The 17650-nt window shown below is 70.6% G+C and carries 19 protein-coding genes and 1 tRNA gene; 11 read left to right on the forward strand and 9 right to left on the reverse strand.

The genetic code is table 11. The features are described from left to right. The first annotated feature begins 32 nt into the window (after positions 1-32). Genes QM788_RS12620 through hemW form a run of 4 tightly spaced genes read left to right on the forward strand, consistent with a single transcriptional unit; the run spans position 33 to position 3486 of the window. The gene (locus QM788_RS12620) at positions 33-941 is read left to right on the forward strand and encodes a PP2C family protein-serine/threonine phosphatase (RefSeq protein ID WP_415661827.1); all 909 of its coding nucleotides are present in this window, start codon (positions 33-35) and stop codon (positions 939-941) included. A gap of 16 nt (positions 942-957) precedes the next feature. Continuing rightward, positions 958-1701 carry a ribonuclease PH gene (gene rph / locus QM788_RS12625; RefSeq protein ID WP_415661828.1) on the forward strand — a complete coding sequence of 248 codons (744 nt, stop codon included), beginning with the start codon at positions 958-960 and terminating at the stop codon, positions 1699-1701. A gap of 5 nt (positions 1702-1706) precedes the next feature. Next, positions 1707-2312: a non-canonical purine NTP pyrophosphatase gene (locus tag QM788_RS12630; protein ID WP_415661829.1), complete on the forward strand. Its 606-nt coding sequence runs from the start codon at positions 1707-1709 to the stop codon at positions 2310-2312. A 13-nt stretch (positions 2313-2325) separates the two neighbouring features. Then, entirely contained in the window at positions 2326-3486 is a 1161-nt protein-coding gene (gene hemW, locus QM788_RS12635) for a radical SAM family heme chaperone HemW (protein WP_415662983.1), read from the forward strand. 6 nt (positions 3487-3492) lie between these two features. Here the strand turns inward: hemW and QM788_RS12640 are convergent, their stop codons facing one another. The 3 genes from QM788_RS12640 to QM788_RS12650 are packed head-to-tail and all read right to left on the reverse strand — an operon-like array spanning position 3493 to position 6109. Beyond that, positions 3493-4578: a protein-glutamate methylesterase/protein-glutamine glutaminase gene (locus tag QM788_RS12640; protein WP_415661830.1), complete on the reverse strand. Its 1086-nt coding sequence runs from the start codon at positions 4576-4578 to the stop codon at positions 3493-3495. Between the two features lie 16 nt (positions 4579-4594). Continuing rightward, a complete protein-coding gene (cheD, locus tag QM788_RS12645; protein WP_415661831.1) occupies positions 4595-5254 on the reverse strand; it encodes a chemoreceptor glutamine deamidase CheD in 660 nt (219 codons plus the stop codon). 3 nt (positions 5255-5257) lie between these two features. Continuing rightward, positions 5258-6109, reverse strand: a complete 852-nt coding sequence (locus tag QM788_RS12650) for a CheR family methyltransferase (protein ID WP_415661832.1) — start codon at positions 6107-6109, stop codon at positions 5258-5260. Between the two features lie 209 nt (positions 6110-6318). Between QM788_RS12650 and QM788_RS12655 the strand changes: the two genes are divergently transcribed. The 3 genes from QM788_RS12655 to QM788_RS12665 all read left to right on the forward strand — a co-directional run bounded on the left by QM788_RS12655 (position 6319) and on the right by QM788_RS12665 (position 8401). Next, entirely contained in the window at positions 6319-7056 is a 738-nt protein-coding gene (locus QM788_RS12655; protein ID WP_415661833.1) for a GGDEF domain-containing protein, read from the forward strand. A 58-nt stretch (positions 7057-7114) separates the two neighbouring features. Next, complete coding sequence (locus QM788_RS12660) at positions 7115-7912, forward strand: MinD/ParA family protein (RefSeq protein ID WP_415661834.1); 798 nt, start codon at positions 7115-7117, stop codon at positions 7910-7912. A 72-nt stretch (positions 7913-7984) separates the two neighbouring features. Continuing rightward, positions 7985-8401, forward strand: a complete 417-nt coding sequence (locus QM788_RS12665) for a group II truncated hemoglobin (protein WP_415661835.1) — start codon at positions 7985-7987, stop codon at positions 8399-8401. A 15-nt stretch (positions 8402-8416) separates the two neighbouring features. On the opposite strand, the gene QM788_RS12670 is transcribed toward QM788_RS12665, so the two are convergent. Together QM788_RS12670 and radC are read right to left on the reverse strand one after the other, a co-directional pair. Then, entirely contained in the window at positions 8417-9076 is a 660-nt protein-coding gene (locus QM788_RS12670) for a Smr/MutS family protein (RefSeq protein WP_415661836.1), read from the reverse strand. Between the two features lie 235 nt (positions 9077-9311). Then, positions 9312-9986: a RadC family protein gene (gene radC / locus QM788_RS12675; RefSeq protein WP_415661837.1), complete on the reverse strand. Its 675-nt coding sequence runs from the start codon at positions 9984-9986 to the stop codon at positions 9312-9314. A gap of 41 nt (positions 9987-10027) precedes the next feature. On the opposite strand from radC, the gene QM788_RS12680 reads away from it, so the two are divergent. The 3 genes from QM788_RS12680 to serS all read left to right on the forward strand — a co-directional run bounded on the left by QM788_RS12680 (position 10028) and on the right by serS (position 12815). Next, positions 10028-10471 carry an FKBP-type peptidyl-prolyl cis-trans isomerase gene (locus QM788_RS12680; RefSeq protein ID WP_415661838.1) on the forward strand — a complete coding sequence of 148 codons (444 nt, stop codon included), beginning with the start codon at positions 10028-10030 and terminating at the stop codon, positions 10469-10471. Then, on the forward strand, positions 10471-11448 hold the full coding sequence (ispH, locus tag QM788_RS12685) for a 4-hydroxy-3-methylbut-2-enyl diphosphate reductase (RefSeq protein ID WP_415661839.1): 978 nt from the start codon (positions 10471-10473) through the stop codon (positions 11446-11448). Before QM788_RS12680 ends, ispH begins: the two co-directional genes overlap by 1 nt. Positions 11449-11519: 71 nt before the next feature. After that, a complete protein-coding gene (gene serS, locus QM788_RS12690; RefSeq protein ID WP_415661840.1) occupies positions 11520-12815 on the forward strand; it encodes a serine--tRNA ligase in 1296 nt (431 codons plus the stop codon). Positions 12816-12817: 2 nt separating this feature from the next. On the opposite strand, the gene QM788_RS12695 is transcribed toward serS, so the two are convergent. Together QM788_RS12695 and QM788_RS12700 are read right to left on the reverse strand one after the other, a co-directional pair. Beyond that, positions 12818-13628, reverse strand: a protein-coding gene (locus tag QM788_RS12695) for an IS5 family transposase (RefSeq protein WP_415659828.1) whose coding sequence is annotated in 2 segments (ribosomal slippage) — positions 12818-13363 and positions 13365-13628 — 810 coding nt in all. Because the reading frame shifts where the segments join, the coding sequence is not laid out codon by codon here. Between the two features lie 48 nt (positions 13629-13676). Then, a protein-coding gene (locus QM788_RS12700; protein WP_415659607.1) for an IS5 family transposase occupies positions 13677-14488 on the reverse strand; the annotation gives its coding sequence in 2 pieces (ribosomal slippage) (positions 13677-14158 and positions 14158-14488; 813 coding nt in all). A gap of 350 nt (positions 14489-14838) precedes the next feature. On the opposite strand from QM788_RS12700, the gene QM788_RS12705 reads away from it, so the two are divergent. Beyond that, positions 14839-14929, forward strand: a tRNA-Ser gene (locus QM788_RS12705). Between the two features lie 65 nt (positions 14930-14994). Here the strand turns inward: QM788_RS12705 and fdhD are convergent. Together fdhD and QM788_RS12715 are read right to left on the reverse strand one after the other, a co-directional pair. Further along, positions 14995-15765 carry a formate dehydrogenase accessory sulfurtransferase FdhD gene (gene fdhD / locus QM788_RS12710; protein ID WP_415661841.1) on the reverse strand — a complete coding sequence of 257 codons (771 nt, stop codon included), beginning with the start codon at positions 15763-15765 and terminating at the stop codon, positions 14995-14997. A gap of 121 nt (positions 15766-15886) precedes the next feature. Beyond that, positions 15887-17575: an electron transfer flavoprotein-ubiquinone oxidoreductase gene (locus tag QM788_RS12715; protein ID WP_415661842.1), complete on the reverse strand. Its 1689-nt coding sequence runs from the start codon at positions 17573-17575 to the stop codon at positions 15887-15889. Between the last annotated feature and the right edge of the window lie 75 nt (positions 17576-17650).

Consider the following 17650-nt stretch of genomic DNA (forward strand, 5'->3'; position numbering starts at 1 on the left):
GCCTCCGTGAGCGCCCTCGTGGGAGCCCCGGCTTGAGGTTCAACGTCTTCCAGGTCAGCCGCCGTGGCGGCCGCGAGACCAATGAGGACCGCATGGGCTACTGCTTCACGCAGGAGGCCGGGCTGTTCGCGCTGGCCGACGGCATGGGCGGCCACCCCGAGGGCGAGGTCGCCGCGCAGATCGCGCTGCAGACGCTGGCCGCGCTGTTCCAGCAGGACGCCCGCCCGGTGCTGGACGACCCGCAGCGCTTCCTGCAGGACGCCATCGTCATCGCCCACGAGCAGCTGCTGCGCTATGCCGAGGGCCGGGGCCTGTCCGACACGCCGCGCACGACGGTGGTCGCCTGCATCCTGCAGGGCAACCAGGCCTGGTGGGCGCACTGCGGCGACTCGCGCCTGTACCTGGTGCGCGCGGCGCGGCTGATCGCCCGCACGCGCGACCATTCCTATTCCGAGCTGCACGAAGCCCTGGGCCGCGTCGGCCGGGGCATCGAGCCGTTCAACCGCAACGTGCTGTTCACCTGCCTGGGCAGCCCGGGCAAGCCCATGGTGGACTGCCAGGGGCCGATGGTCATGGAGCCGGGCGACCGCTTCCTGCTGTGCTCGGACGGCCTGTGGGGCAATGTCGAGGACCACGAGATCGTCCAGCAGCTGGCCGACCAGGGCGTCTCCGACGCCGCGCCCGACCTCGTCGAGCAGGCCCTGCGCCGCGGCGGCGAGCGCTGCGACAACGTCACCGTGCTGGCCATCGAGTGGGAAGGCGAGGACGAGCCCGGCGGCGACACGACGCAGAGCCTGGGCCACTCCGGCTTCGCCTCCACCATCCAGGGCGCGCTGGACGCCGACCTCGTGGCCGCCATGGACGACGAGGAGATCGAGCGTTCGGTGCGCGAGATCAACGAAGTCATCCGCCAGTCCGGCCGCGGCCAGAACCGCCGCTAACCCTTTCTTTTCCATCATGACCCACAGCTTCACGCGCGGCGCCGGCCGCGCCGCCCACCAATTGCGCCCGGTGCGCATCACCCGCGGGTTCACCGTGCATGCCGAGGGCTCGGTGCTCATCGAGTTCGGCGGCACGCGCGTGCTGTGCACCGCCTCCGTCGAGGAGCGCGTGCCGTCGCACAAGCGCGGCTCCGGCGAGGGCTGGGTGACGGCCGAATACGGCATGCTGCCGCGCGCCACCCACACCCGCGGCGACCGCGAGGCGGCCAAGGGCAAGCAGAGCGGCCGCACGCAGGAGATCCAGCGCCTGATCGGCCGCTCGCTGCGCGCGGTGTTCGACCTCGCGGCCCTGGGCGAGCGCACGATCACGCTGGACTGCGACGTGCTGCAGGCCGACGGCGGCACGCGCACGGCGGCCATCACCGGCGCCTTCGTCGCCGCGCAGGATGCGGTCAACCGGCTGCTGGCCGACGGCAGGCTCGCCCGCTCGCCCATCAAGGAGGCCGTGGCCGCGATCTCGGTCGGCCTCGTCGACGGCACGCCGTTGCTGGACCTGGAGTACGTCGAGGACGTGGCCTGCGACACCGACATGAACGTCGTCATGACGGCGTCCGGCGGCTTCGTCGAGCTGCAGGGCACGGCCGAGGGCGTGGTGTTCACGCGTGCCGAGATGAACGCGCTGCTGGACCTGGCCGAGCGGGGCATCGGCGAGTTGCTGGCCGCGCAGCAGGCGGCGCTGCAGGCCGTGGCGAAGGCCTGACGGGCATGAAGCTGGTCCTCGCCTCCAACAACGCCAAGAAGCTCGCCGAGCTGCAGGCACTGTTCGCGCCGCTCGGCATCGAGCTGGTCCACCAGGGCAGCCTTGGCATCCCGGAGGCCGAGGAGCCGTTCGACACCTTCGTCGAGAACGCGCTCGCCAAGGCCCGGCATGCGGCCCGGCTGAGCGGCCTGCCGGCGCTGGCGGACGACTCGGGCCTCAGCGTCGACGCGCTGGGCGGCGCGCCCGGCGTGCGCTCGGCGCGCTACGCGCTGGACGCCGGCGGCGAGAAGAGCGACGCCGCCAACAACGCCCGGCTGCTGCGCGAGATGGCCGGCGTCGGCGACCGCCGCGCGCGCTTCGTCTGCGCGCTGGTGGCCGTGCGCAGCGGCGACGACCCGGAGCCGCTGATCGCCATGGGCCGCTGGATGGGCGAGATCCTGGCCGCGGCGAGCGGCGCGGGCGGCTTCGGCTACGACCCGCTGATGCACATCCCCGCGCTCGGCGGCTCCGTGGCCAGCCTGTCGGCCGGGGACAAGAACCGCCACAGCCACCGCGCGCTGGCCGCGGCGCAGCTCATCGCGCAGTTCCGCGAGGCCTGGCGGCTTGGCTGAGCTGGCCCACCTGATGCGCCCGGGCACGCTGCAGCTGCCCGCGCTGCCGCCGCTGTCGCTGTACGTGCACCTGCCCTGGTGCCTGCGCAAATGCCCGTACTGCGACTTCAACTCGCACGAGATGAAGTCGGGCCTGTCGCCGGACACGGCCGCCGCCTACCTCGCCGCGCTGCGCGCCGACCTGGAGGCCGCGCTGCCGCTGGTCTGGGGGCGGCCGGTGGTCAGCGTCTTCATCGGCGGCGGCACGCCCAGCCTGTTCGATCCGGAACGGATCGCCGAGCTGATCAGCGACATCCGCGCCCGCCTGCCGCTGGAGCCGGGCTGCGAGATCACGCTGGAGGCCAACCCCGGCACCTTCGAGCGCGAGCGCTTCCGGGGCTTCCGCGCGGCCGGCGTCACGCGGCTGTCGGTCGGCGTGCAGAGCTTCGACGATGCGCAGCTGCGGCGGCTCGGCCGCGTCCACAGCGCCGCCCAGGCGCGCGAGGCGCTGGCCGAGGCGGCCGCCGCGTTCGAGACGTGGAACCTCGACCTGATGTACGCGCTGCCCGGCCAGACGCTGGACGACCTGGCCCGCGAGCTGGACACGGCGCTGGCCTTCGCGCCGCCGCACCTGTCCATCTACCACCTGACCATCGAGCCCAACACGGTGTTCGCCAACCGCACGCCGGCCGGCCTGCCCGACGCCGACCTCGCCAGCGACATGCTCGACCTCATCACCGCCCGGACCGCCGCCGCGGGCCTGGCGCGCTACGAGGTGTCGGCCTATGCGCGCGACGGCCACCGCTGCGTCCACAACACCAACTACTGGCAGTTCGGCGACTACCTCGGCATCGGCGCCGGCGCGCATGGCAAGCTGAGCTTCCCGCACCGCGTGCTGCGCCAGGTGCGCTGGCGCGAGCCGGCGGCCTACATGGCGCAGGCGAACAAGGTCAGCAACGAGCACGAGGTGGCGCGCCGGGACCTGCCGTTCGAGTTCATGCTGAACGCGCTGCGGCTGAAGGAGGGCGTGGCGCTGGCGCAGTTCCTGGAGCGCACCGGGCTGCCGCCGTCCAGCATCGCGGCCGGGCTGGCGGCGGCGCGCGGGCGCGGGCTGCTGGAGGCCGACCCCGCGCGCATCCAGCCTACCGCGCGCGGCTTCGACTTCCTCAGCGACCTGCAGCAGCTCTTCCTGTAGCGCGCGTCAGATGCGGTTCAGCGACAGGCCCGACGTCGCGCGCAGCCGCTCCAGCACCTTGGCGGCGATCTGGTTCAGCGGCAGCACCTCGTCGGCCGCGCCGGCCGCGATGGCCTCGCGCGGCATGCCGAAGACGACGCAGCTCGCCTCGTCCTGGCAGTAGTTGTAGGCGCCGGCGTCCTTCATGACCTTCATGGCCCGGGCGCCGTCCGCGCCCATGCCGGTCAGCATGATGCCGATCGCGTTCGGGCCGACCACCTTGGCCGCCGACAGGAACAGCGCCTCCACCGAGGGCTTGTGGCGGTTGATCGGCTCGCCGTCCTGCACGCGGGCGACGTAGTTGGCGCCGCTGCGTTCCACGGTCAGGTGCAGGCCGCCGGGCGCGATGTAGCCGTGGCCGGGCAGGATGCGCTCGCCGTCCTGCGCCTCCTTGACGCGGATCTTGCACAGCCCGTCCAGCCGCGCCGCGTAGCTCTTCGTGAAGCCGGGCGGCATGTGCTGGGTGATGACGACGGCCGGGCTGTCGGCCGGCAGGTTGACGAGCACGTCCTTGGTCGCCTCGGTGCCGCCGGTGGACGCGCCGATGAAGATGAGCTTCTCGGTGGACGCCTTGCCGAGGCTGGCCATGGTCACGGGCCGCGCGGGCGGCGGCGCGGCCGCGCCGGGCGGCGGCGCCACGTGGCGGCGGATGTGCGCCTTGGCGGCGATGCGGATCTTGTCGGTGATGTCCTGCGCCAGCAGCCGGATGCCGTCGGCCACGCCGATCTTGGGCTTGGCGACGAAGTCCACCGCGCCCAGCTCCAGCGCCTTCAGCGTCACGTCCGCGCCGCGCTCGGTCAGCGTGGACACCATCACCACCGGCATCGGCCGCAGCCGCATCAGGCGCGACAGGAAGTCCAGCCCGTCCATGCGCGGCATCTCCACGTCCAGCGTGATGACGTCGGGGTTGAGGTTGCGGATCATCTCGCGCGCCAGCAGCGGGTCGGCGGCCGCGCCGATGCAGGCCATGTCGGGCTGGCGGTTGATGATCTCGGTGAGGATGGAGCGCACCAGCGCCGAATCGTCGACCACGACAACCTTGGTCTTGGCCATGGGGGAATCTCTCCTACTAGAACAGGTCGATGGAGCCGCCGCCGCTGGCGACCGGCTGCACCTTCTGGATCGCGGCGCGGTCCTGCTGGACCAGCGCGTCGGTGTTCGTCGGCGCCAGGCGCTTGACCATGGCCTTGCCGCTGGCCGGCAGGAAGCACACCTTGCGCGGGTACACGTCCATCACGTCCTTGGAGACGATGGGGATGCGCTCGAGCTTCAGGAAGTCGATGACGAAATTGGTGTTGCGCTCGCCGACGTTCAGCGAGTTCATGCCCGAGATGACGGCGCCGCCGCCGAAGATCTTGGCCTCCATGCGCGCCTTGCTGGCGCCGCGCTTCATCATCTCGTTGATCAGCAGCTCCATCGCATAGGTGCCGTAGCGGCCCGAGTCGCCGTTGCCCTCGGGCAGCATGAAGTGGTTCATGCCGCCGATCCGGGCCACGCGGTCCCACAGGCAGGCGGCGATGCACGAACCCAGCGTGGTCATGACCAGCAGGTCCTCGGTGTCGACGAAGTACTCGCCGGGCAGGATCTTGACGGCCGCGTTCTTGAAGTGGGCGTCGTAGAAGAAGAACGACGCCTCGCCCGGCTTGCGCGGCAGCGCCTTGAGCTGGCTGACGCGGGCCTGCGCGGCGGGGTTGCCGAGCAGCGGTGCGGAAGTGGGAGCCGTACTCATGGATCAGACCCGTTCGTAGATGGTTTTGCCACGCAGCTTGAACAGGTCCCGCGACTCGGTGAAGTTCTCGGAGTGGCCCACGAACAGCAGCCCGCCCGGGCGCATCACGCGGTGGATGCGCTCCAGCACCTTGCGCTGCGTGGGCGCGTCGAAATAAATCATCACGTTGCGGCAGAACACCATGTGGAAGGGGTCGCCCAGCGCCCACTGCGTGTCCATCAGGTTCAGCGGGCGGAACTCCACCCAGCGCTGCAACTCGGGCTTGACGCGCATCTTGCCGGCGTTGGCGCCGGTGCCGCGCATGAAGAAGTTCTTCAGCCGGGCCGCGTCCAGCCCGCGCGAGTCGGCGTTGTAGACGCCGCGCCGCGCGGTGGCCAGCACATTGGTGTCGATGTCGCTGGCCACCAGCTGCACCGCCGCGCCGCTGCCCAGCGCCTCGCTGCAGGTCATCAGGATGGAATAGGGCTCCTCGCCGGTGGACGCCGCGCAGCACCAGATGCGCACCGGCTTGCCGGCGAAGGGCTTGAGGTCGTCCTTCAGCGCGTGGAAGTGGTGCTCCTCGCGGAAGAACGAGGTCAGGTTGGTCGTCAGGCAGTTGACGAACTCCTGCCACTCGGCCGCGCCCGACGGGCCGCTGGAGGCCTCCAGCCACTGCAGATAGCTGCCGAAGCTCTTGTGGCCGGTGTCGCGCAGGCGGCGCGACAGCCGGCTGTAGACCATCGCATGCTTGCCGTCGTGCAGGCTGATGCCGGCGTGCCGGTAGATCAGCTCGCGCACGCGGTCGAAGTCGGCCTTGCTGAAGCTGAACTCGTGGTCGGGTGCGTCATTGCCGTGGGCGGGACCGGGTGCGGGCATGTGTCGTGGCGGGGTTTTCGGGGCTGCTCGCAGCCTGGGGCGTCGGCGCGACGATTCTGCACCGCAGGCCCGCCCGCGCGGCCCGCGCCGGGCCCGGACGGCGCAAACAGGCCGGAGGAACGTGCCTGTTTCACGACCTGGCGCCGGCGGGCCCGCTGCTAGACTGCCCCGCAGCCCGTCCCCACCCGCCCGCCTTCCCGCCCGATCCCTTGGAACACCGCCTGCCCGCTCCGCCGCTGATCGACGCCCGGGCGCTCGACCTGGACCAGGCCCTGCAGCTGCTGCAGCAGGCCGGGGCCGCGCTGCCCGACGGCGAGCCGCGGAGCCAGGCGTGGCTGCAGGCGCTGCTGGACGCGCTGTGCGACCTCTCCAGCAAGGACGCGCTGACCGGCCTCGTGAACCGCCGCAGCTTCGAGATGGCGCTGGCCCGCGAGGTGGACCGCGTCGCCCGCTCCGGCGAGGCCGCGCTGCTGCTGATGCTGGACATCGACCACTTCAAGGCCATCAACGACACCCACGGCCACGGCGCCGGCGACGAGGTCATCCGCGCGGTGGCCACGGCCGTGGCCCAGACCGTGCGGCCCATGGACCTGGTGGCCCGCGTGGGCGGCGAGGAGTTCGCCATCATCCTGCCCAACTGCGCCACGCACGTGGGGCTGGCGGTGGCCGAGCGCGTGCGCGAGCGGGTGTCGCAGCTGGGCATCCCGGTCGGCAGCGGCCAGGTGCTCCAGGTCACCATCAGCCTCGGCGGCGCGTTCGCGCCGCAGTGGGTGCGCTCGTCGCCGCTGCTGTGGACCGAGCGGGCCGACCGCCAGCTCTACCGCGCCAAGGCCGAAGGCCGCAACCGCGCCTGCCTCGAACCCCAGGTCGACTCCCTCGTCAGCGCCGAAGAAAAGGGCATGTTGTTCGCCCCGCTGAACCCCGACACGCAACAGGACCTGCCATGAGACCCGCAAGGCCGCCCGCAGGGGCTCGCACCGCAGTGCGAAGCACGAAGGCTTTCCGATGAGCACGACCCCCGATCCCGCGGCCCCCCGCCCGCCGCGCGCAGGCGCCCGCACGCTCGCCATCACCAGCGGCAAGGGCGGCGTGGGCAAGACCTTCGTCACCGCCAACCTCGCCGCCGCGCTGGCCGCGCAGGGCCAGAAGGTGCTGGTGCTGGACGCCGACCTGGGCCTGGCCAACCTCGACGTGGTGCTGAACCTGCACCCCAAGCTGACGCTGCACGACGTCTTCACCGGCGCCGCGACGCTGGAGCAGGCCATCCTGCCCGCGCCGGGCGGCTTCTCGGTGCTGCTGGCCGGCTCGGGCATGGTGGAGTATTCGCGGCTCACGCCCGAGGTGCGCGACAAGCTGCTGGACATCATCGACCGCGTGAAGCCCCGCTTCGACTGGGTGCTGCTCGATACCGGTGCCGGCATCTCCGACGTCGTGCTGTACGCCGTCTCGCTGGCCGCCGACGTGCTGGTCGTCGCCACGCCGGAGCCCACGTCGCTGACCGACGCCTACGCCACCATCAAGGTGCTGGCCACGCAGCAGGAGCGCCGCCACGTGGGCCTGCTGGTCAACCAGGCCAACCGCGTCGGCGAGGGCCGGCTGATCTGCGGGCAACTGCAGCAGGTGCTGCAGCGCTTCGTCGGTGCGGTGCCGGGGCAGGGCTTCAAGCTCGAGCTGCTGGGCGAGGTGCGGGCCGACACGGCCGTCCGCCAGGCCGTGCTCAAGCGCCAGCTGATGCTGGAGCACTACCCGGGCTGCGACGCGGCCCAGGCCATCCGGGCGCTGGCCGCCAAGCTCCTTGGCTGAATGCTCCATGCCCTGCACCGCCGACGGCCCGGCGCCGTGACGGCCGCGGGGTAAGAAAGGCGAGACACCCGCATGTCTTCGGAACAGCACCCCGCGACGGCGTTTGAGTGGCTCGGCGGCGAGGCGCGCGTGCGCGAGCTGGTCGACCGCTTCTACGACCTGATGGACCTGGAGCCGGCCTACGCCGCGCTGCGCGCCACGCATGGCGACAGCCTGGACGACGCGCGCGACAAGCTGTTCTGGTTTCTGTGCGGCTGGCTGGGCGGGCCGGACCACTACGTCAGCCGCTTCGGCCACCCGCGGCTGCGGGCGCGGCACCTGCCGTTCCGCATCGGCGTGCAGGAGAGCCGGGAATGGGTGGCCTGCATGGCGCAGGCCCTGCGGGAGTGCGGCGTGGACCCGGCGCTGCGCGCGCGGCTGGAGGAGTCGTTCGCCGGCACGGCAGCGTGGATGGTCAACCAGCAGCCGCCGGTGCGCAAGCTGACCTGATCCGTTCCCGTTCCGTCAGCCCGGCCCCGGGCCTGGTTCGCTGCCAAGCAGCACCATCAGCGCGCCGGCCCCGCCGTCGCTGGCGCGCGCCTGCACGAAGGCCAGCACCTCGTGCTTCTGCACCAGCCAGCGGCGCACGCGGGCCTTGAGCACCGGCTCGCGGCCCGGCGAGCCGTGGCCCTTGCCGTGGATGACGCGCACGCAGCGCAGGCCGCGCCGGGCGCTGTCGTGGATGAAGCGGCCCAGCGCCTCGCGCGCGGCGTCGCGGCGCAGGCCGTGCAGGTCCAGCTGCGCCTGCAGCGCCCAGTGGCCGCGGCGCAGCTTGCGCACCACCGCGACGGCGATGCCCTCGCGGCGGTAGGAGAGCGTCTCGTCGGTTTCCAGCAGGCTGTCGACGTCGATCTCGTCGGACAGCGCCTGCAGCAGCACCGCGCGCTCGTCGGCCTCGCGCTGGCGCGGCTCGGGTGCGGGCTGCGCGCGCATGGGGACGGCGCGGCCGGTACTGCGCAGCGGCGTGACGGGGCCGACGCTCAGTTCGAACACGCGGCGCTCCTGCTCCGCCAGCCGCAGCGCCGCGGCCCGCCGCTCGCGCTCCGCCTCGGCCGCCCGCCGCGCGGCGGCCAGCTCGCGGGCCAGCGGCTGCAGGTCCGCCAGGCTGCGCACGGCCTGGGTCACCCTAAATCCGGCAGTTGACCGCTTGCCATTCATCGAAAGCCCGGATGTTTCAACACCTTGTCGCCCATGCGGAGATCAGCACTTCGGTGGGCACCGCTGCATGCCCGCTGGTCTGGCGCTGCGGGCCGCTGGCGGCGTTGCTTCTCCTCGCGGGCATGAGCCCGCAGCGTCGTCGCGCCTTGCCATCGACCCGCCTCGCCAGCCCCTCGGGCATGCCCAACTGCCGGATTCAGGGTCACAGCAGCCCCCGCTCGGCGAACGACACCACCTCGCCAGCGCCAACGACGAAGTGGTCCAGCACGCGCACCTCCACCAGCGCCAGCGCCTGCACGAGCTGCCGGGTCAGCAGCTGGTCGGCGGGCGAGGGCTCGGCATCGCCGCTGGGGTGGTTGTGCGCCAGGATGGCCGCCGCGGCGCCCAGCGCGAGCGCGCGCTTGACGACCTCGCGCGGATGCACGGTCGTGGCGGTGAGCGAGCCGGTGAACAGCGTCTCCAGCGCGATGAGCCGCAGCTGCGCGTCCAGGAACAGCACCGCGAACACCTCGTGCCCCAGGCCGCCCAGGTGCAGCCGCAGGTAGGTCTTCACGGTGTCGCCGCTGTGCAGCGCCGGCTTCTCGGCCAGCTGTTGGTTCAGCGAGCGCCGGGCGATCTCCAGCACGGCGGCGATCTCCGCGCGCTTGGCCGGCCCCAGGCCCTTGACCCGGCCCAGGTCCTGCACGCTGGCCGCCAGCAGCCCGGCCCAGCCGCCGAAGCGGTCCAGCAGGCTCTGCGCCAGCTGCAGCACCGGCATGCCCTGCAGGCCGGTGCGCAGCAGCAGGGCCAGCAGCTCGGCGTCCGCCAGCGCCTGCGGGCCGCGGGCGAGCAGCTTCTCGCGCGGCCGGGCGTCCGGGGGCAGGTGGGTCAGCGGCATAAAATCGGTAGTCTAGCCAAGCGCTCCCCGACCCCTCTCGAATGAATCCCATCCAGGCCGGCTCCTTCCTCACGCTGCACTACCGGCTCTCGGGCCCGGACGGCGCCGACATCGTCAACACCTTCGGCGCCTTGCCGGCGACGCTGTCGCTGGGCGCCGGCCAGCTGTCGCCGGCCCTCGAAGCCCGCCTGATCGGCCTGCCGGAAGGCGCGCACGAGCGCTTCGAGCTGCCCGCGGGCGAGGCCTTCGGCGAGCGCAACCCCGAGCTGCTGCAGCGCGTGAAGCTGTCGCTGCTGCGCACGCTGGGCGACCCGGACGAGAGCTACGCGGTCGGCGACGTGGTGCAGTTCCCCGGCCCGGACGGGCAGGGCGGCTACGCCGGCATCGTGCGCGAGCTGGGCGGCGACGCGCTGCTGTTCGACTTCAACCACCCGCTGGCCGGCCAGCCGGTCAGCTTCGAAGTGCAAGTGATCGGGGTGCTGTAATGAACGCCGCCGTGCATCCCAACGAAGTGATCCTGGCCGAGCCGCGCGGCTTCTGCGCCGGCGTGGACCGCGCCATCGAGATCGTCGAGCGGGCGCTGGTCAAGTTCGGCGCGCCCATCTACGTGCGCCACGAGATCGTCCACAACACCTACGTCGTCAGCGACCTGCGGTCGCGTGGCGCGATCTTCATCGAGGACCTGGCCGAGGTGCCGGCCGGCGCCACGCTGGTGTTCAGCGCCCATGGCGTCAGCCAGGAGGTGCGCCGCGAGGCCGCCGCGCGCGGCTTCAACGTGTTCGATGCGACCTGCCCGCTGGTCACCAAGGTCCACGTGGAAGTGGCCAAGCTGCACCGCGAGGGCTATGAGTTCATCATGATCGGCCACAAGGGCCACCCCGAGGTCGAGGGCACGATGGGCCAGCTGTCGGACGGCATCTTCCTGGTGGAAGAGGTGGCGGACGTGGCCCGCGTCCGGGTCCGCGACCCGGCCCGGCTCGCCGTCGTCACGCAGACCACGCTGAGCGTGGACGACGCCGCCGAGATCCTGGCCGAGGTCAAGCGCGTGTTCCCGCAGGTGCGCGAGCCCAAGAAGCAGGACATCTGCTACGCCACGCAGAACCGCCAGGACGCGGTCAAGGTGCTGGCGCCGCAGGTGGACGTGGTCATCGTCGTCGGCAGCCCCACCAGCTCCAACAGCAACCGCCTGCGCGAGCTGGCCGAGCGGCTGGGCACGCCGGGCTACATGGTCGATGCCGCGCAGGACCTGAAGCCCGAGTGGCTGGCGGGCCGCCCGCGCGTGGGCCTGACGGCCGGCGCCTCGGCGCCCGACGTGCTGGTGCAGGCCGTCATCGACCGCCTGCGCGAATTCGGCGCGACAACCGTGCGCAGCCTGCCCGGCGTCGAGGAGCATGTGCGCTTCCCGCTGCCGCTGGGGCTGGGCGACAAGTCCATGGCCGAGGTGACGCGCTCACCATCCTGACGCCGGTGCCTGCAGCTTCCGGCGGCGCTGATCTGGGCGCCGCTTTCGCCTCCGAATCCTGAAAGACCCCCATGCTCGACATCACCCAACTGCGCAAGGACCTCGACGCCGTCATCGAGCGCCTGAACGCGCGCAAGACCCCGCAGCCCTACCTCGACGTGGCGCGCTTCAAGTCGCTGGAGGCCGAGCGCAAGACCGTGCAGACCCGCACCGAGGAACTGCAGGCCCGCCGCAACGCGCTGTCCAAGCAGATCGGCATGGCCAAGGGCAAGGGCGAAGACGCCGCCGCGCTGATGGCCGAGGTGGGCGGCATCGCCGACGGGCTGGCGGCCGGCGCCGCCCGGCTGGACGCCATCCAGGCCGAGCTGAACGAGATGCTGATGGGCGTGCCCAACCTGCCCGACGCCAGCGTGCCGGCCGGCGCGGACGAGACCGGCAACGTCGAGCTGCGCCGCTGGGGCAGCCCGCGCCGCTTCGACTTCGAGGTCAAGGACCACGTCGACCTCGGCGCCCCGCTGGGCCTGGACTTCGAGACCGGCGCCCGGCTGTCGGGCTCGCGCTTCGCGTTCCTGAAAGGCCCGGCCGCCCGGCTGCACCGCGCGCTCGCGCAGTTCATGCTCGACGTGCAGACCACCGAGCACGGCTACACCGAGTGCTACACGCCCTACATCGTCAACCGCGAGGTCCTGGAGGGCACCGGCCAACTGCCCAAGTTCAAGGAAGACATGTTCTGGGTGCTGCGCGGCGGCGACGGCGAGCAGGTCGAGCAGTACCTGATCTCGACTTCGGAGATCTCGCTGACCAACACCGTGCGCGAGAGCGTGCTGAAGGCCGAGGACCTGCCCGTCAAGCTGACGGCCCACAGCCCCTGCTTCCGCTCCGAGGCCGGCTCGGCCGGCCGCGACACGCGCGGCCTGATCCGCCAGCATCAGTTCGACAAGGTCGAGATGGTGCGCATCGAGCAGCCCGAGCACAGCATGGCCGCGCTGGAGGAGATGACCGGCCACGCCGAGGCCGTGCTGCAGAAGCTCGGCCTGCCGTACCGCACCATGCTGCTGTGCGCCGGCGACATGGGCTTCGGCGCCACCAAGACCTACGACCTCGAGGTGTGGCTGCCGGCGCAGAACACCTACCGCGAGATCAGCTCCTGCTCCAACATGGGCGCCTTCCAGGCCCGCCGCATGCAGGCGCGCTTCAAGAACGCGCAGGGCAAGAACGAGCTGGTGCACACGCTCAACGGCTCCGGCCTGGCCGTGGGCCGCACGCTGGTGGCGGTGCTGGAGAACTACCAGCAGGCCGATGGCGCCATCGAGGTGCCGCAGGCGCTGCGCCCCTACCTGGGCGGCATCGACGTGCTGCGCGGCTGAGCCTAAGAGCGTGTTGACGATCTCCTGAGTAGCAGAGCCAGAAACGCCAAATGGACGAACTGCAAGCTGGTGTTGAGCCAACGCTCGCAGTTCTTCCACAGTCTGCGGTTTTTCTCCAACCAGGCAAAGCTGCGCTCGACAACCCAGCGCTTGGGCATGACCTTGAAGGTGTGCAACTCGCTTCGCTTGGCGATCTGCACCGTCACGTGCTCACCCAGGATGTCCTTGACGCCTTGCGCGAAGGGCTGGCCTGTGTAGCCGCTGTCCGTCAGCACGCTTTGCACCCGTCCCAGCGACGGCTTGCAGCGCTTGAATGCCGCCAGCGCTCCTTTGCGGTCCGTCACTTCGGCCGTCGTGATCGCCACGGCATGGGGAAGCCCCTGGGTGTCCACCGCAATGTGGCGCTTGATCCCCGAGACCTTCTTGCCTGCGTCATAGCCCTTGAACCCCGCCGTGTCCGTGTTCTTCACGCTCTGCGCGTCCACGATCAAGAACGCGCTGCAGGCGTTGCGCCCCTGTCTCTCGCGGGCCGCGCCAACCTGATTTTTTTAAAGCCTGCTCCAGCACGCTCACTCCGTGCTGGTCAGGCTCGCTCCATTTGCGCCAGTACGCATAGACGCTGGGCCACTTCGGGAACTGCGGCGGCAGATAGCGCCATTGGCAACCCGTGTGCAGCAGGTACAGCACTGCGCAGAACACCTCGTACAGATCGACCTTGATCGGCTTGGTGCTGCGCCGAACGCTGCGCAGCAGCGGCTCGATCTCGGCAAACTTCTCTCGACTGATGTCGCTTGGGTACGGCTTCCTCTTCACCCAACAATTGTCGGAGGAAATGAGATCGTAAACACGCTCTAAGAGCGGCTAACAAAACTGAATCAATGCTCGCACGCAGATGACGCTGCACGCCAGGGATAGCAAGGCCACATGGGTATGAACGCTTCGCTCGAAACGCACGCGCAGCTTGCCGAAGGCGGCCAGCCAAGCATGCGTGCGTTCGACGACCCAGCGATGGCACCCGAGTCGGTCGTTGCGCTCGATACCCCTGCGGGCGATCCGATCCTGGATGCCTCGGCGCTTGAGGTGCTCCCGACAGCGTGCAAAGTCGTAGCCCTTGTCCGCGTGCAGCTTGTCGGGCCAGCGGCGCGGCTTTCCACGCTTTCCTCGCACATCGGGCAAGGCATCGATCAACTGCTCGAAGACCACCGAGTCGTGGCGGTTGGCTCCGGTCACGCAGAACATCAGCGGGATGCCCTGGCGGTCCGTGATGATGTGACGTTTGCTGCCGAGTTTTCCTCTGTCCGTGGGGTTGGGGCCAGTGTGCGAGCCCCCCGGGGGCTGGGCACGCTGGCCCCGTCCAGGCTGGCTCGGCTGAAGTCCAGCCGCCCGGCGCTACGCAGTTCGGCCAACAACAGCATATGCAATTGGTGCCACACACCGGCATCCTGCCATTGGCGCAGTCGCCGCCAGCAGGTCATGCCACTGCCGAAGCCCAGTTCCTGGGGCAACTCTTCCCAGGGGATGCCGGTGCGCAGCACGAACAGGATGCCGTTCAGAGCCATCTCGTCGCTCACCCGTGGACGACCGCCCTTGACCGAGGGCACGAATACCGGCAGCAGTGGCTCAATCTTCTTGAACAGCGCCGCGCTGATTTCCTTGTTCTTGGTTCGACCCATGTACCGTCAAACGCACTTCAACCGCCTGACGATGACAGGGTTGTGTTAGCCGCTCTAAATCCGGCAGTTGACCGCTTGCCATTCATCGAAAGCGCTGATGTTTCAACACCTTGTCGCCCATGCGGAGGCCACCACGTCGGTGAGCAGCGCTGCATGCCCGCTGGTCTGGCGCTGCGAGCCGCTGGCGGCGTTGCTTCTCCTCGTGGGCATCAGCCCACTTCGTCGGCGCGCCTTGCCAGCGACCCGCCTCGCCAGCCCCTCGGGCATGCCCAACTGCCGTATTTAGGCTGAGCCGGACTGGGCGCTCGAAAAGCTGGCTATAATGGCCGGCTTCACTCGCACTGAATCCAGGAGAGGTGGCAGAGTGGTCGAATGTACCTGACTCGAAATCAGGCGTGCGGTATCCCCGCACCGAGGGTTCGAATCCCTCCCTCTCCGCCAACACGACGCCCCGGCTTTGCCCCGGGGCGTTTTCATTTCCGCGCCGTGCAGCGCTTGGTTGCCGTTCAGGCGTAGCGCGTCGCGCGCGCCTCGCGCACGAAGGCCCACAGCTGCAGGCCCAGCCGCTCGGCCGTCTGGATGGCCAGGCTGCTGGGCGCGGACACGCAGGCCAGCAGGCCGATGCCGGCCATCGCGGCCTTGTGCACCAGCTCGTGGCTGGCGCGGCTGGACATGGCGACGAAGCCGGGCTCCTCGCCCGCATGCGGCGCCGCCGCAGCGGCGCGGGCGCCGATGAGCTTGTCCAGCGCGTTGTGCCGGCCCACGTCCTCGCGGGCCAGGCGCAGCGTGCCGTCCGGCGCGCACCAGGCGGCCGCGTGCAGGCCGCCGCAGCGTGCGTTCAGCACCTGGGCGCGGGGCAGGGCGGCCATGGCCCGCGCGAGTGCGCCGGGCGCCAGCTCGGGCGGCTGCACGGCCGGCGGCTGCAGCGATGCGAAGTCGGCCAGGCTCTCCAGCCCGCACAGGCCGCAGCCGGTGCGGCCGGCGAGCTGGCGGCGGCGCAGCTTCAGGCCTTGTTCGCGCGCGGCCGTCACCCGCAGCGCCAGCTCGATGCCTTCGGTGCGTTCGGTGAGCTCGACGTCCAGCAGTTCGCCGCGGTGGCGGATCCAGCCCTCGGCGAGCGCGAAGCCCAGCGCGAAGTCCTCCAGGTCCGCCGGCGTGGCCAGCATGACGGCCTGCGACACGCCGTTGACGGTCAGCGCCACCGGCACTTCGACGGCCACTTCTTCGTCGGCCGGGGCGCCGGGCGGGCGGAACTTGAGCAGGGCGCTGGCATGCATGGGGGCCGATGATAGAGAGGCGCTGCCGGCCATCCGCGCGGCCTGTCGTGCGGCCGCGCGATGGCGGGCATGAAAAAGCCAGCGGGCCCGGGACGCGCGCTGGCTGCTGGGGCGGCGGGGCCTACATGCCCGCGTAGTTCGGCCCGCCGCCGCCTTCGGGCGTGACCCAGACGATGTTCTGCGTCGGGTCCTTGATGTCGCAGGTCTTGCAGTGCACGCAGTTCTGCGCGTTGATCTGCAGGCGCTCGCCGCTGCCGCCTTCGTTGGGCACGAATTCGTAGACGCCGGCCGGGCAGTAGCGGCTCTCGGGGCCGGCGTAGGTGGCGAGATTGACCTGCACCGGCACCGCCGCGTCCTTCAGCGTCAGGTGGGCGGGCTGGTTCTCTTCGTGGTTGGTGTTGGAGATGAACACCGACGACAGGCGGTCGAAGGTCAGCTTGCCGTCCGGCTTGGGGTAGGCGATGGGCTGGCACTCGGCGGCCGGGCGCAGCGCGGTGTTGTCGGCCTTGTGGTTGTGCAGCGTCCACGGCGGGCTGGCGATGCCCAGCTTGGGCAGCAGCCACTGCTCGATGCCGGTCATCAGCTGGCCGGTGGTCTTGCCCTTCTTGAACCAGAGCTTGAAGTTGCGCGTCTGCTGCAGTTCCTCGTTCAGCCAGCTCTGCGCGAAGGCGGCGGGGTAGGCGGCCAGTTCGTCCTGCGCGCGGCCGGCCTCCAGTGCCGGGGCCAGCGCCTCGGCGGCCAGCATGCCGCTCTTGATGGCCGCGTGGCTGCCCTTGATGCGCGCGGCGTTCAGGTAGCCGGCGTCGCAGCCCACCAGGCAGCCGCCGGGGAACACGGTCTTGGGCAGGGCCTGCGGCGTGCCGTTGTTGATCGCGCGGGCGCCGTAGCCGATGCGCTTGCCGCCCTCGATGTGGGCGCGGATGGCGGGGTGGGCCTTCCAGCGCTGCATCTCCTCGAAGGGGCTGAGGTAGGGGTTGTCGTAGTCCAGGCCGATGACGAAGCCCAGCGTGACCTTGTTGTCCGCCAGGTGGTACAGGAAGCCGCCGCCGAAGGTGTCGCCCTGCATCGGCCAGCCGGCGGTGTGCACGACCCTGCCGGGCTGGGCCTTGTCGGCGGGGACTTCCCACAGCTCCTTGATGCCGATGGCGAAGGTCTGCGTGTCCTTGCCTTCGGTCAGCTTGTACTTGGCGAGCAGCTGCTTGCCCAGGTGGCCGCGCGCGCCTTCGGCGAACACGGTGTACTTGCCCAGCAGCTCCATGCCGAGCTGGAAGTGGTCGGTGGGCTCGCCGTCCTTGCCCAGGCCCATGTTGCCGGTGGCCACGCCCCTTACGGCGCCTTGATGGGGGCCCTGTTCCTCGTAGAGCACCTCGGCCGCGGCGAAGCCCGGGAAGATCTCGATGCCCAGCGCCTCGGCCTGCTGGGCCATCCACTTGACGACGTCCGACAGGCTGATCACGTAGCAGCCGTGGTTGTGGAAGTTGCGCGGCACGAGGAAGTCGGGCGTGCGGCTGCTGCCGGTCTCGCTGAGGAAGAGCACGTCGTCGCCGGTCACGGCCTGGTGCAGCGGGGCGCCCCGCTCCTGCCAGTCCGGGAAGAGCTCGGCGAGGGCGCGCGGGTCCATCACGGCGCCGGACAGGATGTGCGCGCCGGGCTCCGAGCCTTTTTCCAGCACGACGATGTTGGCGTCGGGCTTGAGCTGCTTCAGCCGGATGGCCGTGGCCAGGCCGGCCGGGCCGCCGCCGACCACGACCACGTCGTATTCCATGGACTCGCGGGGGCCGAACTGGGCCAGGATCTCTTCGGGCGTCATGAGGTCTCCGTCAGCTTTGAATTGCGCGCGATTCTAGAGAGGTTGCGCCAAAAAACGAACGACCGTGCTTTTTTA

Source organism: Roseateles sp., from assembly GCF_047654785.1.
Lineage (GTDB): Bacteria > Pseudomonadota > Gammaproteobacteria > Burkholderiales > Burkholderiaceae_C > Pelomonas.